Origin of the sequence: Winogradskyella poriferorum, assembly GCF_050618035.1 — a bacterium.
GTDB lineage: Bacteria > Bacteroidota > Bacteroidia > Flavobacteriales > Flavobacteriaceae > Winogradskyella > Winogradskyella poriferorum_A.
On the sequence record NZ_JBODPY010000002.1, the window covers coordinates 179,844 to 199,135 of the forward strand.

Here is a 19,292-nt window from a genome sequence, read left to right on the forward strand (position 1 = left end):
AACAAAATCTATTATTAAAAATGAAAAAATTATTGACATTAGTATTGCTTATGGCCTTTAGTGCTATGTCGTTTGCCCAGAAGAGTGAATTAAAAGCAATGGAAAAGGCAATAAAAAATTCAAATTTCGCTAGTGCTAAATCTGCTTTACAGTCAGCAGAAGCATTAATGGGAAATATGGATGACAAAACAAAGGCGAAGTTTTATTTCTTGAAAGCACAAGCTTTGTACGCAAATGGCAAAGGATCTAATGATGAAATCGACAGTGCCATTAAAAGTTTAGGTGAGCTTAAGGATTTAGAATCTGCTATGGGTAAGCTAAAATATACTGAACAGGCGAATCTCATGAAATCAAACATGATGAATACCTTTTTAACGAATGCTAACAATGCATTTCAAAGCAAGGATTATGCAGGAGCATCAGTTGGATTTGAAAAAGTTTATAGAATGTCACCAGCAGACACACTGTATTTATATTATGCGGCTTCTGCAGCGGTAACTGGTCAGGACTATGATACAGCTTTGAAACACTACATCGAATTAAAGAATATGGGATATACTGGTGTTCAGATGTATTATTATGCTACAAATAAGGAAACTGCACAAGAAGAGCGTTTCCCAAATAAAGAAACTAGAGATTTATCTGTTAATGTTGCTAAAACACATAACGCATCTAGAGATGAGAAAAGTAGCTCTAAAGTTGCCGAAATTGTAAAGAACATCGCATTAATCTATGTAAGCCAGAATGAAAACGAAAAGGCGCTTGGAGCAATGCAAGATGCAAGAAGCGAAAATCCAGATGATATAGGATTATTATTATCAGAAGCTAACGTTCATTTAAAAATGGGCAACAGAGATAAGTTCAAAACATTAATGGAGGAGGCTACGGTTAAAGATCCTGATAATGCAGAATTACAGTACAATCTTGGAGTATTAGCTGCTGAAGGTGGAAATATTGATGCTTCAAAGAAATACTATCAGAGAGCTATAGAAATAAATCCTAATTATACAGATGCCTATAATAACCTAGCTGTTGTTATACTCGAAGGAGAGTCAGCTATCGTTGAGCAGATGAATAGCTTAGGTACAAGCGCTGCTGATAACAGAAAGTATGACGAATTAAAGGAACAGCGTTCGCAGCTTTATGCAGAAGCAATACCGTACCTAGAAAAAGCATTGTCTCTTAAAAAATCTAATGTTGATGCTGCGAGAACCTTAATGAATATTTATAGCGCTTTAGGCGAGATGGATAAGTTTAAGGAAATGAGAACAAAGGTCGAAGAGCTTGAAGCTGCGGCAGGAGGTAACTAAAATTACCAGACCTTATAAAAGAAAAAGCAACTCTCAATGAGTTGCTTTTTTTATACTATCTTTTTTATTACTCGCAACTTGTGAGTATGTATGTTTTTATCGACGTTATAAATGCCACTGTGATCTAAGCGATCAATTCTAACCTTGCCATGTGCATGTATGATGTAGTTATCCTCCATTATAATGCCAACATGAATTATATCACCATCGGCATTGTCAAAAAAAGCTAAATCACCTGGTTCACTTTCTTCTATAAAACTTAAAGCCTCACCCAGAGTGGCTTGTTGCGAAGCATCTCTAAGCAATTTAAAGCCATTTAATTTATAGACCATTTGAGTAAACCCAGAACAGTCAATTCCTAAAGGTGTTTTACCTCCCCAGAAATATGGTGCATTTAAATATAGAAATGCTGTTTTAACTAAATTAGATTTATTCTTTAATTCAGTTGTCTTATTGCCATCGAAAGAATGCTCAAGTAGATGAATTCCACATAATTCAGAACCTAAAGGAATCGGGTATAACTGATCGTTTTTATCTGAAACATATTCGATGAGATCAGAGGACAGTATAGAATCAATATTAGTTAATTCTTTATAATCATCAGCCTCAATTTCTTTGTACTGTTTATTATCTATCCATCCTTCATAATTATCAAAAGCAAATCTAATACGACTCCATTTTTTGCGTTGTTCTAAGACCTTAAAAAAGTCACCATAGAGTGCTTGTGTAACCATTTCACTCTTGTCTGACGGTTCAAGTCTAACAGGAACAATACCTAAATTGCAAATGCCGTATTGCATATAATTATCTTAAAGGCTTTCTATAACCATTGCTGATGCACCACCACCACCATTACAAATAGCAGCTGCACCAATTTTGGCATTATTTTGATGAAGTACATTGATTAATGTCACTAATATTCTAGCACCAGAACAACCTAAAGGATGACCCAATGAAACTGCACCACCGTTAACGTTTACATTTTCGTCTGATAGTCCTAATATTTTCATATTGGCTAATCCAACAACTGAAAAGGCCTCATTAAATTCAAAAAAGTCTACATCCTCGATTGACACATTTGCTTTAGCCAATGCTTTTGGCAATGCCTTAGCTGGTGCTGTTGTAAACCAGTTTGGTTCATGCGCTGCGTCAGCGTAACTTCTAATTTTAGCAATTGGTTTTAATCCTAATTCGTCAGCTTTCTCAGCACTCATAAGAACTAATGCTGCGGCACCATCATTAATGGTTGAAGCATTAGCTGCAGTCACCGTACCATCTTTTGTAAAGGCAGGACGTAATGCTGGAATCTTCTCCATTTTTACGTTGGTATATTCTTGATCCTTTGATACAATTATAGGTTCGCCTCGTCTTTGAGGAACTTCCACAGGAACAACTTCATCATTAAACTTACCAGAATTCCATGCTTCTGTAGATCTTGTGTAGGATTGAATCGCAAATGTATCCTGATCTTCTCTTGTGAAATTGAATTCGGTGGCACAGGCGTCGGCACAAACACCCATAGCATTTTTGTCATAAGCATCTACAAGACCATCTTTTTGCATGCCGTCTTCCATGGTCGCAGGACCAAATTTAGTGCTACTTCTTGCATGGTAATAGTGCGGTATTGCGCTCATATTCTCCATTCCACCAGCAACAATAATGTCTGCATCACCAAGCTGAATAGCTTGGGCAGCTTGCATCACTGCCTTCATACCAGAAGAACAAACCTTATTTACAGTGGTACATGGTACAGAGTTTGGAATACCAGCATATATGGCGGATTGCCTTGCCGGAGCTTGCCCTGTCCCTGCTTGTACAACATTACCCATTAAAACTTCTTCAACAAGACTTGGATCTAAATTGATTTTGTCTAATGCACCTTTTATAGCTATAGCACCTAGTTTAGGCGCAGGTATAGTTGATAAATTTCCTAAAAAACTACCTATTGGTGTTCTTACTGCAGAAACGATTACAACGTCCTTTTTCATTATTATTGTCTTTGATATTAGTTGGATGCGAAATTAATGATTTTTTGATAGATTCTTGAATGTATTGCCTCAGATGAAGCTCTTAATTTCTAATATTTATTACATTTGATAGCATATGAATGTACTTCTTAATAAATGGTATAAAAATCATGCCCTTGTCTATAAAATATTGTTGTTTTTAGTTACAACATTATTTATAGTATATCTATTCCCAAAAACCGGAAAATTTAGATATTCTTTTGAAAAGGGAAAACCATGGCAATCTGAGAATCTCTATGCGCCATTTAATTTTGCGATTAAAAAATCTCAAGAAGAAATTGAAAATGAACAAACTGAACTTAGAAAGATCAGCCCTATATTTTTTGAGATAGATCCTGCAATAAAAGAAAATGTAACAAATAAATACCTTGATAACTATAACAAAGTCTTCTCTGATACTTTATTTATAGGCTATAGAAATACTAATCTATATAAATCTGGTAAAAATTTAATTGATAGACTCTACAATAATGGTGTTTTAGATACCGAGTATAGTTATGATAAGGAACGGCCTGTTAATTTGGTTTATGAAAATGAAATCCAAAAAGAGCTGGTATATAACGACTTGTTTAAAATAAGTGGGTTAAGACCTACTTTAGAAATTCATTTTGGATCCGATATTTCTGTCAATGATAAAAACAAGATGATTTCATTGTTCTTTGATATTATTCAACCCAATGTTAAGCTTAATGCTATTCTTACAGATAAGGCCTTAGAGGAAGAATTGCAAAAAGTCTCGCCTACTAGAGGGAGCATAGATAAAGATCAGCTTATAATTTCAAAAGGGCAAGTTATTGAAGACGAGCAATTTGTAATATTAAATTCTTTGAAGTCGGAGTATGAGTCTCAAGTTTGGAATACTGCAAATTATAATTGGGTTCTTTTTGCATATACTTTGCTCGTGGCACTTGCCTTATTGATGTTACTCTTATTTTTAAGAAAGTATCGCATTGAGGTCTTTAAGAACAATACTAAGGTCACTTTCATATTTTTTAATATAGCCTTAATGGTTCTATTAACCACCTTAATAATTAACTATAATTCCCAGTATATTTACATAGTGCCTTTGTGTATCTTACCATTGGTACTAAAAGCATTCTTTGATGCTAGGCTTGGCTTGTTTGCACATGTATTGACAGTACTCTTATTAGGTTTTATTGTGCCTAATAGTTATGAATATATGTTTCTACAAATTATTGCTGGTATTGTGACCATTCTCACGGTTTCAGAATTATATAAGCGTGCGAATCTATTTATCTCTGTAGGCCAAATCACATTTATTTATATAATAGCATACTTTGCCTTTTTTGTAATACATGAAGGACAAGTCGCTAATTTAAAATGGGAAACTTTCGGACTGTTTATACTATGTGGATTAGCAACTCTTTTTGTACAACCTCTAATTTACATCTACGAAAAGATATTTGGATTGGTTTCAGATGTATCCTTGTTAGAGCTCTCCGATACCAACACAAAGCTTTTAAAAGAACTATCTAATAGAGCTCCAGGGACATTTCATCATTCTTTAAATGTGGCAAATCTTGCTGAAGCTTCGGCTAATGAAATTGGAGCCAATGCGATGCTGGTTAGGGTAGGAGCTTTATATCATGATATTGGTAAAATGGTAAATCCAACCTTTTTTACTGAGAATCAGAGTAACGGTGTAAATCCACATGAAGAATTATCCAACACTGAAAGTGCTAAGGTCATTATAGATCATGTACTAAATGGAATAGAGATTGCCAAAAAGAATAATCTTCCTGATAGAGTTATCGATTTTATCAGAACCCATCATGGTACGAGTTTGGTATATTATTTTTATATGCGTGAAAAGTCTCAGAACGAGGAAGATGTTGATAATAAAGAGTTTTCTTACCCAGGACCAATTCCGTTTAGTAAAGAAACAGCCATTTTAATGATGTGTGATAGTGTAGAGGCGGCTTCAAAAAGTCTTAAAGAACCAACAAGTTCAAAAATCAATGACTTTGTTGAGAATATTGTAAACAAGCAAATGGAGACAGGACAGTTTCTAAATGCAAACATTACGTTTAAGGAAATTCAAGCAATAAAGAAGGTATTAAAGCATAAGCTTGCTAATATATACCACCTAAGAATAGAGTACCCAGAATAATAAAGATGAAATTTGTCGGGATGACTGGATTTGAACCAGCGACCTCTCGGCCCCCAGCCGAGTGCGCTAACCGGACTACGCCACATCCCGTTTAGGCTAGCTAAGATAAATTTTTCTCAAATAATTCGTGAGAATAACGAAGTCAAAAAGTAAAAAAATCATTTCAGTTATATTTACGGTCAGAAACTAATGATTTAAAACTTATATCTACCATGGAATTACTTGGTATTGACATAGGAGGCTCAGGAATTAAAGGAGCTATTGTTAATATAGAAACTGGAGAATTGGTAACAGAACGTCATCGTATTCCAACGCCTGAAGGCGCAAAACCTTCTGATGTTGCTGATGAAGTCGCTGAACTTGTTGAACACTTTAACTGGAAGGGTAAAGTAGGTTGTGGATTTCCAGCATTGGTGACACACGGTATCGCACATACTAGTGTAAACATTCATAAAAGTTGGCGAGGTGTCAATGTTGAAGAACTTTTCGAAAGACGTACTGGATTAAAATTCCATGTTGCTAACGATGCAGATGCAGCGGGATTAGCAACAATGACCTTTGGATCTGGTAAGGGTAAATCTGGTTTAGTATTTATGATTACACTTGGAACAGGTATAGGATCAGGTGCATTTTACAATGGTGAATTAATTCCAAATTTTGAGTTGGGTTCCATTCCATATAAAAAATATAAACGCATTGAGTATTATGCGGCAAATTCAGCACGGAAAAGGTATCATCTGTCGTATACAGAATGGGGAAAGCGTGTACACAAATTTTTACGTTTGATTGAGAAGTTGTTTTCACCAGATTATATAATAATTGGTGGTGGAGCAAGTAAAAAGTTTGATGAATTTAAAGATCAAATAAACATTAATACACCAGTAATACCGGCAACATATCAGAATAATGCAGGCATTCTTGGGGCCGCACTTTTAGCGAAGTAGATAACCTTAATGAAAGAAAACAAAAAAGCCTTACTATAAAACAGTAAGGTTTTTTGTGATCGCGACAGGATTCGAACCTGAATGTCTCCCTATTAGTTAAATGTGCTATACGTCTGAATGGTATGTATTCTATCCTCTAATAATCCAGTGAGATACTTGGCTCTATTTAATCTAATTATGTATCATAAATTATCACAAATGATTAATTTTGTTTAATAATTTATTAAATTTGTTAAACATAATGTATGATTTTAACTATCTACATGATAATCTGTGAAATATGAAAACTTCCAAAATACTTCTAATCCTCTCCTCTATATTTCTTATTAGTTGTCAGTTTGAAAAGAAACAAAATAAACAGTCATCTATCAATAATGAAAATAAAACTAGACAGACTTTGTTTACAGGAGGAAACATCATTACGATGCATGGTGACAATCTAAACATAGTGGAAGCGATCGTTACAGAAAATGAATACATAGTTTTTGTAGGTGATAAAGAAGATGCACTTGACAAATTTCCCGCTGCTAAAAAACATGACTTAAAAGGAAAGGTGTTAATGCCTGGTTTTGTGGAACCGCATGTACATCCATCGCTAGCTGCTACCATGTTACCCAATGAAATCATTGCGCCATATGATTGGGTCCTTCCAAATGGAATTAAAAAAGGGGTGACAGGTCATGAGGCTTACATGGAGCGTATTACCAACTCTATCAATAATAATGCAGAAGAAGGAAAGATGTATTTCATATGGGGCTACCATCAATTATGGCATGGGGATTTATCAAGAGATTTGATTAATGAGATCACCAAAGAGAAACCAGTCGGTATTATTCACCGCTCTTTTCATGAAATATATTTGAACGATGCCGCAATTGCCCTTTTAGGAATCACTGAGAATGAATTCACGGGAAATCCACAAGTCGAATGGGAAAAGGGACATTTTTATGAAGGGGGTTGGTTAGCTCTCGTTCCTAAAATGGCACCTATAATGTTGGAGCCTAAGAGGTATATGGAAGGTCTTGGAATGATGACACAATTAATTCAAAAAAACGGTATTACGACTATTGCTGAACCTGGTTTCCCGAGTTCAGATTTTGATGGTGAGTTGGCCCTTCTTAAGAAGGAAATGGAGAAAAATCCTCCATATGATGTGTATTTAATTCCAAGTGGAACGCAATTGTTCGCGATGAAAGGAGGTAACCAAGAGGCAATGAACTTCATGGAGACTCTAGAGAGCACATATAGCACAGATAATATTCATTTTTTACCAAAACAAGTGAAACTTTTTTCTGATGGGGCAATTTACAGCCAAGCAATGCAAATGAAAGAAAATTATGAAGATGGGCACAATGGCGAGTGGATGACGCCTCTAGACTTATTTCAAGAACAGATTAGTTTATATTGGGATAATGACTTCAAAATTCACGTGCATTCAAACGGTGATAAGGGTATACAACAAGTTTTAGATTATTTAGTTAAAGATCACGAAAGAAAACCAAGAAAAGATCACAGATTTACCTTACACCACATGGGTTATTTTACAGATGATATGGCACAACAAATTGCAGAAATGGGTGTTGAAGGATCTGTTAATCCATATTATCTATGGGCTTTAGCTGATAAATACAGTGAAGTTGGTTTAGGAAAAGAGCGTGGAGAAAACTTGGTGCGGATCAATAGTTTAGTCATAAGAGATGTGCCTGTTTCTTTCCATTCAGATTTTTCGATGGCTCCTATGGAACCTCTAACCTTGGCATGGACAGCAATTAATAGGGTTACTTCACAAAACAGTGCTTTTTCACAAGATCAGCGTATTTCAGTTTACGATGCCATGCGTGCTATAACCATTGATGCTGCTCGTACGCTTAATTTAGAAAAGCAAATAGGATCTATAGCAGTAGGAAAACGAGCTAATTTTGTGATTTTGGATAAAAGTCCATTTGTAATAGATCCTATGAAAATTAAAGATTTAAAAGTGCTGGCTACAGTTTTTGAGGGTAATTTTAATATTATTAAATCCAATAACTTAAAAGGAAAATAACTAATACTTAGATATATGAAACATTTGAAATATATTTTATTAGCCCTTGTATTATTAAGCTTAAGTTGCGATAATAATAATTCTAAAGAAAAAGAATCAACTCCTGTTGCAGAACCTTACAAGCTTCAACAGACCTTGTACCATGGTGGTGATATCGTTACTATGGCTGGAGAAGAACCAAAATATGTTGAGGCTGTTGTTCAACGTGAAGGTCAAATCATCTTTACTGGTACCAAAGCAGATGCTTTAGCCCGCTTTGAAGGTAAAGCAGACCTAGTAGACTTAGAAGGTCGGACCATGCTACCAGGATTTATAGATGGTCATGGCCATGTATTTAACGTAGGCCTTCAGGCGGTCTCGGCCAACCTACTACCCGCTCCTGATGGCGATGGTAATAGCGTTGAAGCTTTACAGCAGATTCTCACAGATTGGATTGCTAAAAATCAAGACTTTATTAATACAACAGGATGGGCCATCGGTTTTGGGTATGACGATTCACAATTAGACCGCTACCCTACTAAAGAAGATCTAGATGCCATTTCTACAGAGATACCCATAATTATAATACATCAATCTGGTCACTTATCTGTAGTAAATTCTAAAGGTCTTGATTTAGTGAACTATACCGTTGAGACCGAAGATCCAAAAGGAGGTAAAATACGACGTATTTCCGGAAGTAATGAGCCTAATGGTGTCTTAGAGGAAGTGGCTCATTTTATGGTATTATTAACTGGAGTTCTTCCAAATATAACACCAGAATTACAAGATGATATGCTTGTAAAAGGGCAGGAACTTTACGCGTCATTTGGTTATACCACAGCACAAGAAGGTCGGAGCACACCTGATGGTTCCGATACTATGGAACGTGCGGCAGAAAAAGACGCCTTACTATTAGATATTGTTTCGTATGTAGATATACTGAGCAATAGAAAAGGTGCCGATTCTAAATACCAAGGAAAAACATATACCAATAAGTATAGAGTAGGTGGTGTAAAATTAAATCTTGACGGTTCCCCACAAGGAAAAACGGCATGGTTATCGCACCCTTATCATATTGTACCTAGTGGCGAACCAAAAGATTATCATGGGTATGAAAGTATGACCGATGAGGAAGCCTATAAACATGTTGCCGATGCCTATGAAAATAACTTGCAAATCATGGCACATTGTAATGGAGATTCCGCCATTGACCAATACATTAAAGCTGTAAAAAAAGCAAATACCGAATTTGGTAATGACGATCGTAGAACCATCATTATACATGCTCAAACCGCTAGAGAAGACCAATTGGATAGTTTTGTAGAAGAAAAAATATGGCCTTCATTTTTCCCGATGCACACCTTTTACTGGGGAGATTATCACGTAAATTCGGTATTAGGAAAAGAGCGAGCTTACAAAATATCGCCTACAAATACTGCTTATAAAAAAGGGTTGCGCTTTACAAGCCATCACGATGCTCCAGTAGCATTACCGAGCTCTATACGCGTATTATCAGCGACGGTTACTAGAGCATCAAGAAGCGGTCAGATTATCGGACCTGATGAAAGAGTCAGTGCTTATTTAGGACTAAAAGCTCTTACAGACTGGGCAGCATACCAACATTTTGAAGAAAATACAAAAGGAACTATCGAAAAAGGAAAAGTTGCAGACTTTGTAATATTAGATAGAAACCCATTAAAAATAGAACCTTCAGAACTTCAAAATTTATATGTGACGGAAACTATTAAAGAAGGCACAACTGTGTATAAAAAATCTATGGATTAACAATAGGATACAAAAAAAGCCCTACTATTTCTAGTAAGGCTTTTTGTGATCGCGACAGGATTCGAACCTGTGACCGTCTGCTTAGAAGGCAGATGCTCTATCCAGCTGAGCTACGCGACCCTTCAAGAGTTAAACTCTGAAATTCGTAAAGTCGGGGTGGCAGGATTCGAACCTGCGACCTCCGCGTCCCAAACGCGGCGCGATAACCGGGCTACGCTACACCCCGAATTAGTTATCATTTTAATGCGGAGAGACCGGGATTCGAACCCGGGCAACACTTACGCGTTGACAGATTAGCAATCTGCTCCATTACCACTCTGGCACCTCTCCTAAATTTATAAGAACGTTTCTTAAAATTGCGGATGCAAATGTAACTTAACATATTAAAGAACGCAAAAAAATTATTCAATTTTTTAAAATATATAGAATAATTTCATGATACAATTCAGTATAAAATTGAAAACGAAACTTTAACGTAATTTTACTATGGCTTTTTTAACATTTTCAATAGCTTCGTTTTGCTATGTCAACAGAAAAACAACTTATCAAATTCTCCAAAAAAGGAATATATTGTCCGCAAGGTAAATTCTATTTAGATCCTTGGTATCCGGTTGACTATGCTATCATATCTCATGGGCATGCTGATCATGCACGTTGGGGAATGAAACGGTATTTATGTACTGATGATTCAAAGGCCATTTTAGAGCATCGCTTAGGTGCAGACATTAAGATTGAAAGTATTCCTTATGGAGAGGAACGTACAATTAATGAGGTTAAGGTAAGTTTTCATCCAGCAGGTCATGTCATAGGTTCAGCACAAATACGTTTAGAGTATAATGGTTATGTGGTGGTTTTTACGGGTGATTATAAAACGCAACCTGATTTTATAACAACACCTTTTGAATCTGTAAAGTGTAATACCTTTATTACTGAAAGTACCTTCGGACTACCCATTTACAATTGGAAATCCGAAGAAGATTTACAAAGTGAGTTGCAATCGTGGGTTAAAACGAATCAAGAAAATCATAGAACCTCTGTTTTTCTTGGCTATTCCTTAGGTAAGGCGCAACGCTTAATGTCTTTATTGGATGGCTGTGATGATATCTATGTACATCGTTCTATTCATAATTTAAATAAGGCTATTTCTGGCTCAGGAATTAAACTTCCAGAAACTAAACTATGGTCGGCAGATTTAAATAAGAAAACACTTCAGAATAAAATCATTATTGCACCACCAGCAATTTTAGGATCTCGAATGCTAAAACGTTTACCAAATCCAGCAACTGCCATTTGTTCAGGATGGATGCAAATTAGAGGGAATAGACGATGGCAGGCTGTTGATGCTGGCTTTGCTGTTAGTGATCATGCCGATTGGAATGGATTAATTGATGCTGTGAAAGCATCAGAAGCAGAACAAGTTTACGTCACACATGGTTCCCAAGCCGTTTTTTCAAAGTACTTGAATGAAATAGGTATTAAAGCAGACGAGTTAATCACAGAATACGGAGATGAAGCGCTTGCAAAAGCAGAAGCAGAAACCGATAAAGTGACTGCCGAATGAAGCTATTTTCTAATCTAATCAGTGCTATAGAAATCACCAATAAAACCAATGCGAAAATTGAAGCTTTGGTTAATTATTTTAAAGTTGCACCTGATAAGGATAAGCTTTGGCTCATTGCGGTATTTACAGGTAAGCGACCATCACGGCCTGTAAAAACGAGTCTAATGCGAGAATGGTGTATGGAAATAACAAAATTACCAGAATGGTTATTCTTAGAAAGTTATAGCACTGTAGGTGATTTAGGAGAAACCATGGCACTCTTATTACCAACACCAACACATAAACTCGATTTATCCTTACACGAATGGATGACTGAACTCAAAGCTCTAAAACCAAAATCTGAAGAGGATAAAAAAGCCTTTGTTCTTGAAGCTTGGTCTGGTTTGGACCAACAAGAGCGATTGATTTTTAATAAGCTCATAGGTGGAAGTTTCCGTATTGGTGTGTCTAAAAAAACCTTGGTTAATGCCTTAGCTAAATTGACAAATATTGACGCCAATCAATTGATGCACAGTATTATCGGTAATTGGGATCTCGATTCGATAACCTTTGAAGAACTCATTCATGGGAAACACATCAACTATGATAATTCTAAACCCTATCCTTTTTGTTTGGCTTATGCTTTAGAGAAGGAATTACCAGAATTGGGTGAGCCAGAGGACTGGATCGTTGAGCAAAAATGGGATGGTATCCGTGGACAAATCGTAAAACGTAATAATGAAATCTATATCTGGTCGCGTGGCGAGGAATTAGTAACCAAGCAATTCCCTGAATTGGTAGAAGCCATGCTGAATTTTAAGGATGACTTTGTTATCGATGGTGAAATTCTGGCGATGAAAGATAATGATGTGTTGTTATTCAACGATTTACAAAAACGACTTAATCGTAAGAATGTGACCAAGAAACTTTTAGAAGAAGTTCCGGTTGGGTTTAAGGCTTACGATATTTTGGAATACAATGGTGATGACATACGTGATGTTGCTTTTATTGACCGTCGTAAACGTTTAGAATCTTTATTTAATTCAGTGGCCTTACCAGAGCATATCAAGCTGTCTTTTCTGGTGGATTTTAAAAAATGGGATGAACTTCATGCCATCATAGATAATTCAAGAGCTATTAATAGCGAAGGCTTAATGCTAAAGATGAAGCAGTCACCATATCATACAGGTCGTAAAAAAGGCGATTGGTGGAAATGGAAAGTTGATCCCTTAACTATAGATGCTGTGATGATTTATGCCCAAAAGGGTAGTGGTAGACGAAGTTCCAAGTATACTGATTATACGTTCGCCGTTAAAAAAGATGATGCTTTAGTAACCGTAGCAAAAGCATACTCAGGTTTAACGGATAAAGAGATTACAGAGATCTCTCAATGGGTTAATAAAAATGCTATTGAACGTTTTGGACCTGTAAGAACTGTTAAGCCAGAACTTGTTTTTGAAATTGCTTTTGAAGGTATTGCATTAAGCAACCGTCATAAATCAGGAGTCGCCTTACGATTCCCGCGTATTGCCAGATGGCGAAAAGACAAACCTGTGGATGAAATAGATACTATAGAAACTGTAAAACAACTAATAACCGCACCTTGAGTCAGTTCAGAGAAAGTGAAGGCCTACGTATAATAAACAATTGGATGGCAGAAAAAGGTCATGCACCCTTTCCGTTCCAATTGCAGACCTGGCAACGCTATGCTAACGGCTATTCGGGTATGGTGGTCGCACCAACGGGTTTTGGTAAAACCTTTTCTGTTTTTTTAGGTGTTGTTATTGATTATTTGAATCATCCAGATAAGTATCCTAAAGGCTTAAAATTACTTTGGATTAGTCCATTGCGTTCTTTGGCTAAAGACTTAGCTAAGGCCATGACAGAAGCTGTGGATGATATAGGTTTAGATTGGTCTGTACAGGTAAGAAATGGCGACACACCAACTGCAGTAAGGCGCAAGCAGGAACGCTTAATGCCAGATGTGCTTTTGACAACACCAGAAACCATGCATCTGCTGTTCTCTCAGAAAAAGAATTCCAGATGGTTTAAAGATGTCAAATGTGTTGCCATTGATGAATGGCATGAACTAATAGGAAATAAACGTGGTGTGTTAACTGAATTGGCGATTTCGCAATTGAGATATTATTCGCCAAAGCTAAAAATTTGGGGAATTACAGCGACAATTGGTAATCTTGAAGAAGCCAAGCATGTGCTTTTGCCATATTCAGATTTAAAAGTAACTCAGGTTAGGGCCAAGCAAAAAAAGAAATTAGACATTATTTCGGTCTTACCTGATGAAATTGAGGTATTGCCATGGGCTGGTCATTTGGGAGCCAATATGGTAGATAAAATTCTTCCGATTATAGCATCTAATACAACGACTTTAATTTTTACGAATACAAGAGGGCAAGCAGAACTTTGGTATCAACTTTTATTGAATGCACAACCAGAATTAGCAGGACTTTTAGCCATACATCATGGTTCTATAGATAAGAAACTGAGAAATTGGATTGAAGATAATATCGCTTCGGGTTATTTAAAGGCCGTAGTTTGTACATCGTCTTTGGATTTAGGTGTGGATTTTAAACCTGTCGATTGTGTGATTCAAATTGGTTCTGTTAAAGGTGTTGCACGCTTTATGCAACGCGCCGGACGCAGTGGTCATTCGCCATTTGAGCGTTCGAAGATTTATTTTATTCCTACGCATTCTTTAGAGTTGGTGGAAGTCTCTGCCTTGAAAGAAGCGGTAAAAGACAAGCAGGTTGAATCTCGAGATCCAATGGTATTAACCTTCGATATTTTGGTGCAATTCATGGTCACCTTGGGTGTTGGTGAAGGCTTTAATTCAAGTGAATTATTTCAACGTGTTCAGCAGATCCATGCCTTTCAATATCTCACAGAAGATGATTGGCAATGGTGTTTACACTTTATTACAAAAGGTGGAAAGACTTTAAATTCTTATGAAGAATTCCATAAGGTGATTTTGGATGAAGACGGTTTATATAAGGTGAAAAGTCGACGGATTAGCATGTTACATCGCATGAATATTGGCGCAATTGTTAGTGAAGTAAATGTGATGGTGAAGTACATGTCTGGTGGCTATATTGGTATGATTGAGGAGTTCTTTATTTCGAAATTAAAACCTGGTGACAGCTTTATTTTGGCAGGTCGAATATTGGAGTTGGTTCAGATTAAAGACATGACAGTATTAGTGCGAAGAAGTAAGGCTAAGAAAGCCGTTTCACCAAGTTGGTTAGGCGGACGCTTGCCCTTGACATCGCACTTAAGTCATTATTTAAGATTGAAGCTATCAGACGCCTTACAACCAGGGCGTTTGGAAAAAGAACTACGATTTTTAAATCCTTTGGTATCTCGACAAGACGAACACTCACACATACCTAAAGCTGACGAGTTTTTGGTGGAGTTAATCGAAACAAAGGATGGTCATCATTTATTTATGTATCCTTTTGAAGGCCGTTTGGTACATGAGGTGTTTTCGGCATTGATGGCATATCGGATTAGTAAACTGAAACAATTGACCTTTACCATAGCTATGAATGACTATGGCTTTGAATTGTTAAGCGATCAACCTATTCCAGTAGATGAGTCCAATATAGAAGCCTTATTAAGTAAAGACAATTTAATGGATGATGTTATTGCAAGTATTAATGCTTCTGAAATGGCATCACGAAAATTTAGAGATATTGCTGTAATTGCAGGTTTGGTGGTACAATCCCAACCAGGAACACGTAAGAATAACAAGAGTTTACAATCCTCATCTGGACTTATCTTTAGAGTTTTAGAGGATTATGAACAAGACAATTTGTTATTACGACAAGCCTATACAGAGGTGTTTAATCAACAGTTGGAAGAGGCAAGGTTACAGCAGGCTTTTGAACGTATTTCAAAGAGTAAGATTGTTGTAAAACATGCAAAGTCTTTTACACCTTTGAGCTTCCCATTGAAGGTGGATAGCTTACGAGGTACCATGAGTAATGAAAGTTTAGATAAACGTATTCAACGTATTAAAGAACAAGCTTTTAAGATTGACTAATTGACGATTGTATCCGAACATATCAGGATTAAAAATGAGGAATTAATTCTTACTAATCAACGTGCCTTGTATTGGCAACGCGAAAACGCTCTAATATTGTCAGACATCCATATTGGTAAAACAGCACACTTTAGAAAACATGGAATTCCGATGCCAGATGATGTGTTACAAAAGGACTTAGAACGCTTGCAACAACTCATTCTTCATTTTGATGCCAAGACACTTTTAATCGTTGGTGATTTATTCCATGCAGAGCGTAATAGTGATATGTCAACTTTTAAGGACTGGCTCACACAATTTCCCGATTTAAAATTGATATTAATAAAAGGTAACCACGATAGACAATCTAAGCGTTTAATGGACGATTTAAATATTGAGGTTACTACTCATTTAGCCTTAAATCCCTTTAAATTTCTTCACGAACCAAAAGAAAATAACAAGGGAGAATTTGTGATTTCCGGTCATACACATCCAGGTGTCTTATTAAGAGGTAAAGGTAAGCAAAGACTAAAATTGCCATGTTATCAGATCACAAAAAATCAGCTAATTCTACCTGCTTTTAGTCTATTTACTGGCCTAAATACTAGAGATATTCCAGAAGGCGCAATATGCTATGCATTTACTGAATTTGAGCTATTCAGATTTCAGAAATAATCACTTTGTCGAATAAAAAATACATTTTATCGATGAATTCTGAATTTTTTTACTATGTTTGTCTTCCAAATCTGTTATAACTCGAGAAGTTATAATGCAATTATTAACCAATGAAAAGCCTACTTAGATTTATCCCATTCTTGGGTGTTGCCCTAATTTTTAAAGCATGTATTGCAGAGCCAATAGATGAATCTATAACCAATCCAGAAAATAACTTCAATGTTTCTGAACTTAATTGTACTGGAGATTTACCAATTACAAGATTAATTAATAACGGAACAATAACTGTTGATTTACAAGTAGTAAATGCAGACGGTATTGCAGAAGTAACCATTACGAGTATAGATCCTGGTGTAACCACATCTTGGAATGAGTTTGAGGAAGGTGAGGTATTATTTGCTGTATCAAACAGCACACCTTTGGTTAACGATGAAAAGGTGATTTTAGAAATGAGTACATGTATGGGATTTGAGATTGTAATTGGACCTGATAATACAATTGAATCTTACGATACCATTACATTTTAGAACAGATTACTATAATCTTTTCATTTTCTAGGTTGGTGGTGAAAAAGAGATACAACTGACCTCCATCTTTAATCTTTAGTTTTTTCCTTAAATCACCTACAGTTAAAGGGAAATTGCGAGTGGTTACATTTGCCTTATCTATTCTTTCTTTTGCTAAGGCTTTTTTATTGTAGGGTATTGTTTTTTCAATCTTAAAGCTTCTGCCAGGAAATTCTATGAGCTCTTCTGAGGTGTAAAGATGAGAATGTTTGTGAAGCTTGTAAACACCTAATTTACCGCTTACAGTGTTGAAGGCACCTGCCTTTAAAATAGACGCATTTGGTTCGTACAAATAATTTAATGGTGATGAGAATTCAACTTGCGCATTAGATTCATCCTCCAATTTAAATTCAAAAGTCTGATTCTCCTTTTTTGTGATGTTAACTGTTTTGATATTAACGTCGGAATTGTATTCTCTTTCTAAAATCCAGAGCAGTTCTTTAACTTCATTATTAACAGCTACAATATGAAGTTCTTTCACATGGTTTAAATCGTTTTTAGTTGCCTTTATGTCTAATAGTGGAGAGGTCTTTATGAGGACGTGTTTTGCATATTTTAAAAATAAACCTTGAAATGTTTTTACATTAGGTGTACAGTCTGATAAAAGGAATACTTTTTTTCTATTCGAATCTCTTCTTGAAGGATCGAGATATATATAATCAAACTGCTGATCCATTCTTTTTAGGGCTTCAATTCCATTTTCATTAAGGCACGTTATATTGGTTTTACCCAATATTTGGTAGTTGTGCTTCGTTATTTGGGAAAGCTCATTATTTAATTCACAATGGAAAATTTCATCCATTTGTTTAGAAAAATAATAACAGTCTACTCCAAAGCCTCCAGTTAAATCAATTAGACGTTTCCCTGATACTAAATGGGACTTATATAATGCTGTCACTTCTGAAGAGGTCTGCTCGATATTAAGCTTATTTGGATAGATAATGTTTGAGGTATTATACCAAGTTGGTAATTTTTTTTCAGCCTTTTTTTTTGCTTCAATTTGCTCTATTACTTCCTTGGCTTCAACAGCTTCGAAGGCCATACCACGAAGTACTAAATCAGCAACATCAGTCTTAAGGTTTGAGTTGATATACTCTTGAATATCATTATTTAAAATGGCTTTATCCAATAAATCTTATAGGTCCTTAGTTAAATTCTTAACGAGTTTATATTCTGATAAAAACTCCTTTAAAATTACCTTTATCGCTGTATATGATGGCACAGCAACGATCATTCCTACAATACCGAAGAGAATGCCAGCGATTATAATAACTAGAAATATTTCTAAAGGATGCGATTTTACGCTTTTGGAGAAGATAAAAGGTTGACTAAAGAAATTATCTACTAGTTGTGCAATAATAAAACCTATCATCACATAGGTAGTTTTTGGTAATATGACTTCACTAAAACTTGCTCCAAGATTACTCGACATGCTTAATAGTAGCATAAGGAATCCACTTATTAATGGACCTACGTAAGGCACTAAATTTAAAAGTGCACATAAAAACGCAATAACAACTGCATTTTTAATGCCGAATAAAAGAAGAACGATTGTGTAGATCACAAATAAGATGAGTATTTGAAAAATGAGACCAACAAAATATCTCGACAGTAAGTCCTTAATTGTAGAAATGGAACGTTTTGTACGCGATTCATTGCCATTAGGAACAAAAGTTAGAATACCATTTTCAAACAATAGACTGTCTTTTAAAAAGAAAAATGAAATAAATAATACCGAAAATAACCCAATACTAAAGCTACCTAGACCGCTAACAAAATTATTGAGGAACTCAGGTATATAAGCAAAATCTAATTTTGACAATAAACCAGAATCCTTTATCGATTGTTCAACATCAATATTATTAAATTCAAAGTAAGCAACAACTTGATTGTATAAATCCTGAATATTGTATTGTAATTGCTCAATATCTAATAATGCCAAATTTTGTCCTTGTTCTGCAATTAATGGTATGAACAAACCTATTAAACCAATAAATAAACCTACAAAAAGGACCATTGTAACGATTACTGCAAAGGTATTTTTGAATTTAAGACGACGCCTTAAGAATAGCACAATTGGTCTTCCAACGAGGGAGATTACTGCGGCTACAGCAATGTAAACAATTACGGATTGAATTTTATAGAGAAAATAGAGCAGTAGTGCGATACCGATTATAATGGCGAGCGCTCTTAAAATTCCGTTGGCAATGATTTTAGAATTCATAACTCAAAGATGCTGAATTAAATTCATCAAG

General features: G+C 35.7%; 14 protein-coding genes and 4 tRNA genes. 10 read left to right on the forward strand and 8 right to left on the reverse strand.

Going from position 1 to position 19,292, the window contains the following annotated elements; genetic code table 11:
• Nucleotides 1-20: 20 nt before the first annotated feature.
• On the forward strand, nucleotides 21-1,310 hold the full coding sequence (locus ACRHOC_RS05670) for a tetratricopeptide repeat protein (protein WP_431157622.1): 1,290 nt from the start codon (nucleotides 21-23) through the stop codon (nucleotides 1,308-1,310).
• 50 nt (nucleotides 1,311-1,360) lie between these two features.
• Here ACRHOC_RS05670 and ACRHOC_RS05675 read toward each other — a convergent pair whose 3' ends face one another.
• Together ACRHOC_RS05675 and ACRHOC_RS05680 are read right to left on the reverse strand one after the other, a co-directional pair.
• A complete protein-coding gene (locus ACRHOC_RS05675; RefSeq protein WP_431157623.1) occupies nucleotides 1,361-2,110 on the reverse strand; it encodes an NlpC/P60 family protein in 750 nt (249 codons plus the stop codon).
• Between the two features lie 9 nt (nucleotides 2,111-2,119).
• Complete coding sequence (locus ACRHOC_RS05680; protein ID WP_431157624.1) at nucleotides 2,120-3,298, reverse strand: acetyl-CoA C-acyltransferase; 1,179 nt, start codon at nucleotides 3,296-3,298, stop codon at nucleotides 2,120-2,122.
• Nucleotides 3,299-3,413: 115 nt separating this feature from the next.
• On the opposite strand from ACRHOC_RS05680, the gene ACRHOC_RS05685 reads away from it, so the two are divergent.
• Nucleotides 3,414-5,468: an HD family phosphohydrolase gene (locus tag ACRHOC_RS05685; RefSeq protein ID WP_431157625.1), complete on the forward strand. Its 2,055-nt coding sequence runs from the start codon at nucleotides 3,414-3,416 to the stop codon at nucleotides 5,466-5,468.
• Between the two features lie 15 nt (nucleotides 5,469-5,483).
• Here the strand turns inward: ACRHOC_RS05685 and ACRHOC_RS05690 are convergent.
• Nucleotides 5,484-5,558: transfer RNA gene (locus tag ACRHOC_RS05690), tRNA-Pro, on the reverse strand.
• 122 nt (nucleotides 5,559-5,680) lie between these two features.
• On the opposite strand from ACRHOC_RS05690, the gene ppgK reads away from it, so the two are divergent.
• The 3 genes from ppgK (at nucleotide 5,681) to ACRHOC_RS05705 (ending at nucleotide 10,220) form a co-directional block, all read left to right on the forward strand.
• On the forward strand, nucleotides 5,681-6,412 hold the full coding sequence (gene ppgK, locus ACRHOC_RS05695) for a polyphosphate--glucose phosphotransferase (RefSeq protein WP_431157626.1): 732 nt from the start codon (nucleotides 5,681-5,683) through the stop codon (nucleotides 6,410-6,412).
• A gap of 397 nt (nucleotides 6,413-6,809) precedes the next feature.
• Nucleotides 6,810-8,456 carry an amidohydrolase gene (locus ACRHOC_RS05700; protein ID WP_431157627.1) on the forward strand — a complete coding sequence of 549 codons (1,647 nt, stop codon included), beginning with the start codon at nucleotides 6,810-6,812 and terminating at the stop codon, nucleotides 8,454-8,456.
• A 15-nt stretch (nucleotides 8,457-8,471) separates the two neighbouring features.
• Entirely contained in the window at nucleotides 8,472-10,220 is a 1,749-nt protein-coding gene (locus tag ACRHOC_RS05705) for an amidohydrolase (RefSeq protein ID WP_431157628.1), read from the forward strand.
• 46 nt (nucleotides 10,221-10,266) lie between these two features.
• Here the strand turns inward: ACRHOC_RS05705 and ACRHOC_RS05710 are convergent.
• From ACRHOC_RS05710 to ACRHOC_RS05720, 3 genes are all read right to left on the reverse strand, one after another.
• Nucleotides 10,267-10,340, reverse strand: a tRNA-Arg gene (locus ACRHOC_RS05710).
• 31 nt (nucleotides 10,341-10,371) lie between these two features.
• Nucleotides 10,372-10,446: transfer RNA gene (locus ACRHOC_RS05715), tRNA-Pro, on the reverse strand.
• 20 nt (nucleotides 10,447-10,466) lie between these two features.
• Nucleotides 10,467-10,550, reverse strand: a tRNA-Ser gene (locus ACRHOC_RS05720).
• A gap of 193 nt (nucleotides 10,551-10,743) precedes the next feature.
• Between ACRHOC_RS05720 and ACRHOC_RS05725 the strand changes: the two genes are divergently transcribed.
• The 5 genes from ACRHOC_RS05725 (at nucleotide 10,744) to ACRHOC_RS05745 (ending at nucleotide 16,998) form a co-directional block, all read left to right on the forward strand.
• Nucleotides 10,744-11,781 (forward strand): ligase-associated DNA damage response exonuclease, encoded by a 1,038-nt coding sequence (locus ACRHOC_RS05725; RefSeq protein ID WP_431157629.1) that lies wholly within the window; start codon nucleotides 10,744-10,746, stop codon nucleotides 11,779-11,781.
• A complete protein-coding gene (locus tag ACRHOC_RS05730) occupies nucleotides 11,778-13,367 on the forward strand; it encodes an ATP-dependent DNA ligase (protein WP_431157630.1) in 1,590 nt (529 codons plus the stop codon). Before ACRHOC_RS05725 ends, ACRHOC_RS05730 begins: the two co-directional genes overlap by 4 nt.
• Entirely contained in the window at nucleotides 13,364-15,817 is a 2,454-nt protein-coding gene (locus tag ACRHOC_RS05735; protein WP_431157631.1) for a ligase-associated DNA damage response DEXH box helicase, read from the forward strand. Before ACRHOC_RS05730 ends, ACRHOC_RS05735 begins: the two co-directional genes overlap by 4 nt.
• Nucleotides 15,818-16,471 (forward strand): ligase-associated DNA damage response endonuclease PdeM, encoded by a 654-nt coding sequence (gene pdeM / locus ACRHOC_RS05740; protein ID WP_431157632.1) that lies wholly within the window; start codon nucleotides 15,818-15,820, stop codon nucleotides 16,469-16,471.
• 110 nt (nucleotides 16,472-16,581) lie between these two features.
• Nucleotides 16,582-16,998 carry a hypothetical protein gene (locus ACRHOC_RS05745; RefSeq protein WP_431157633.1) on the forward strand — a complete coding sequence of 139 codons (417 nt, stop codon included), beginning with the start codon at nucleotides 16,582-16,584 and terminating at the stop codon, nucleotides 16,996-16,998.
• On the opposite strand, the gene ACRHOC_RS05750 is transcribed toward ACRHOC_RS05745, so the two are convergent.
• Nucleotides 16,988-18,166, reverse strand: a complete 1,179-nt coding sequence (locus ACRHOC_RS05750) for a class I SAM-dependent methyltransferase (protein WP_431157634.1) — start codon at nucleotides 18,164-18,166, stop codon at nucleotides 16,988-16,990. The two genes, ACRHOC_RS05745 and ACRHOC_RS05750, sit on opposite strands and share 11 nt — an antisense overlap.
• A gap of 6 nt (nucleotides 18,167-18,172) precedes the next feature.
• A complete protein-coding gene (locus tag ACRHOC_RS05755; RefSeq protein ID WP_431157635.1) occupies nucleotides 18,173-19,261 on the reverse strand; it encodes an AI-2E family transporter in 1,089 nt (362 codons plus the stop codon).
• Nucleotides 19,262-19,292 lie beyond the last annotated feature (31 nt).

Coding starts and splice junctions, on each gene's coding strand:
- ACRHOC_RS05670 (WP_431157622.1), top strand. CDS start 21: ATGAAAAAATTATTGACATTAGTATTGCTTATGGCCTTTAGTGCTATG.
- ACRHOC_RS05675 (WP_431157623.1), bottom strand. CDS start 2,110: ATGCAATACGGCATTTGCAATTTAGGTATTGTTCCTGTTAGACTTGAA.
- ACRHOC_RS05680 (WP_431157624.1), bottom strand. CDS start 3,298: ATGAAAAAGGACGTTGTAATCGTTTCTGCAGTAAGAACACCAATAGGT.
- ACRHOC_RS05685 (WP_431157625.1), top strand. CDS start 3,414: ATGAATGTACTTCTTAATAAATGGTATAAAAATCATGCCCTTGTCTAT.
- ppgK (WP_431157626.1), top strand. CDS start 5,681: ATGGAATTACTTGGTATTGACATAGGAGGCTCAGGAATTAAAGGAGCT.
- ACRHOC_RS05705 (WP_431157628.1), top strand. CDS start 8,472: ATGAAACATTTGAAATATATTTTATTAGCCCTTGTATTATTAAGCTTA.
- ACRHOC_RS05725 (WP_431157629.1), top strand. CDS start 10,744: ATGTCAACAGAAAAACAACTTATCAAATTCTCCAAAAAAGGAATATAT.
- ACRHOC_RS05730 (WP_431157630.1), top strand. CDS start 11,778: ATGAAGCTATTTTCTAATCTAATCAGTGCTATAGAAATCACCAATAAA.
- ACRHOC_RS05745 (WP_431157633.1), top strand. CDS start 16,582: ATGAAAAGCCTACTTAGATTTATCCCATTCTTGGGTGTTGCCCTAATT.
- ACRHOC_RS05755 (WP_431157635.1), bottom strand. CDS start 19,261: ATGAATTCTAAAATCATTGCCAACGGAATTTTAAGAGCGCTCGCCATT.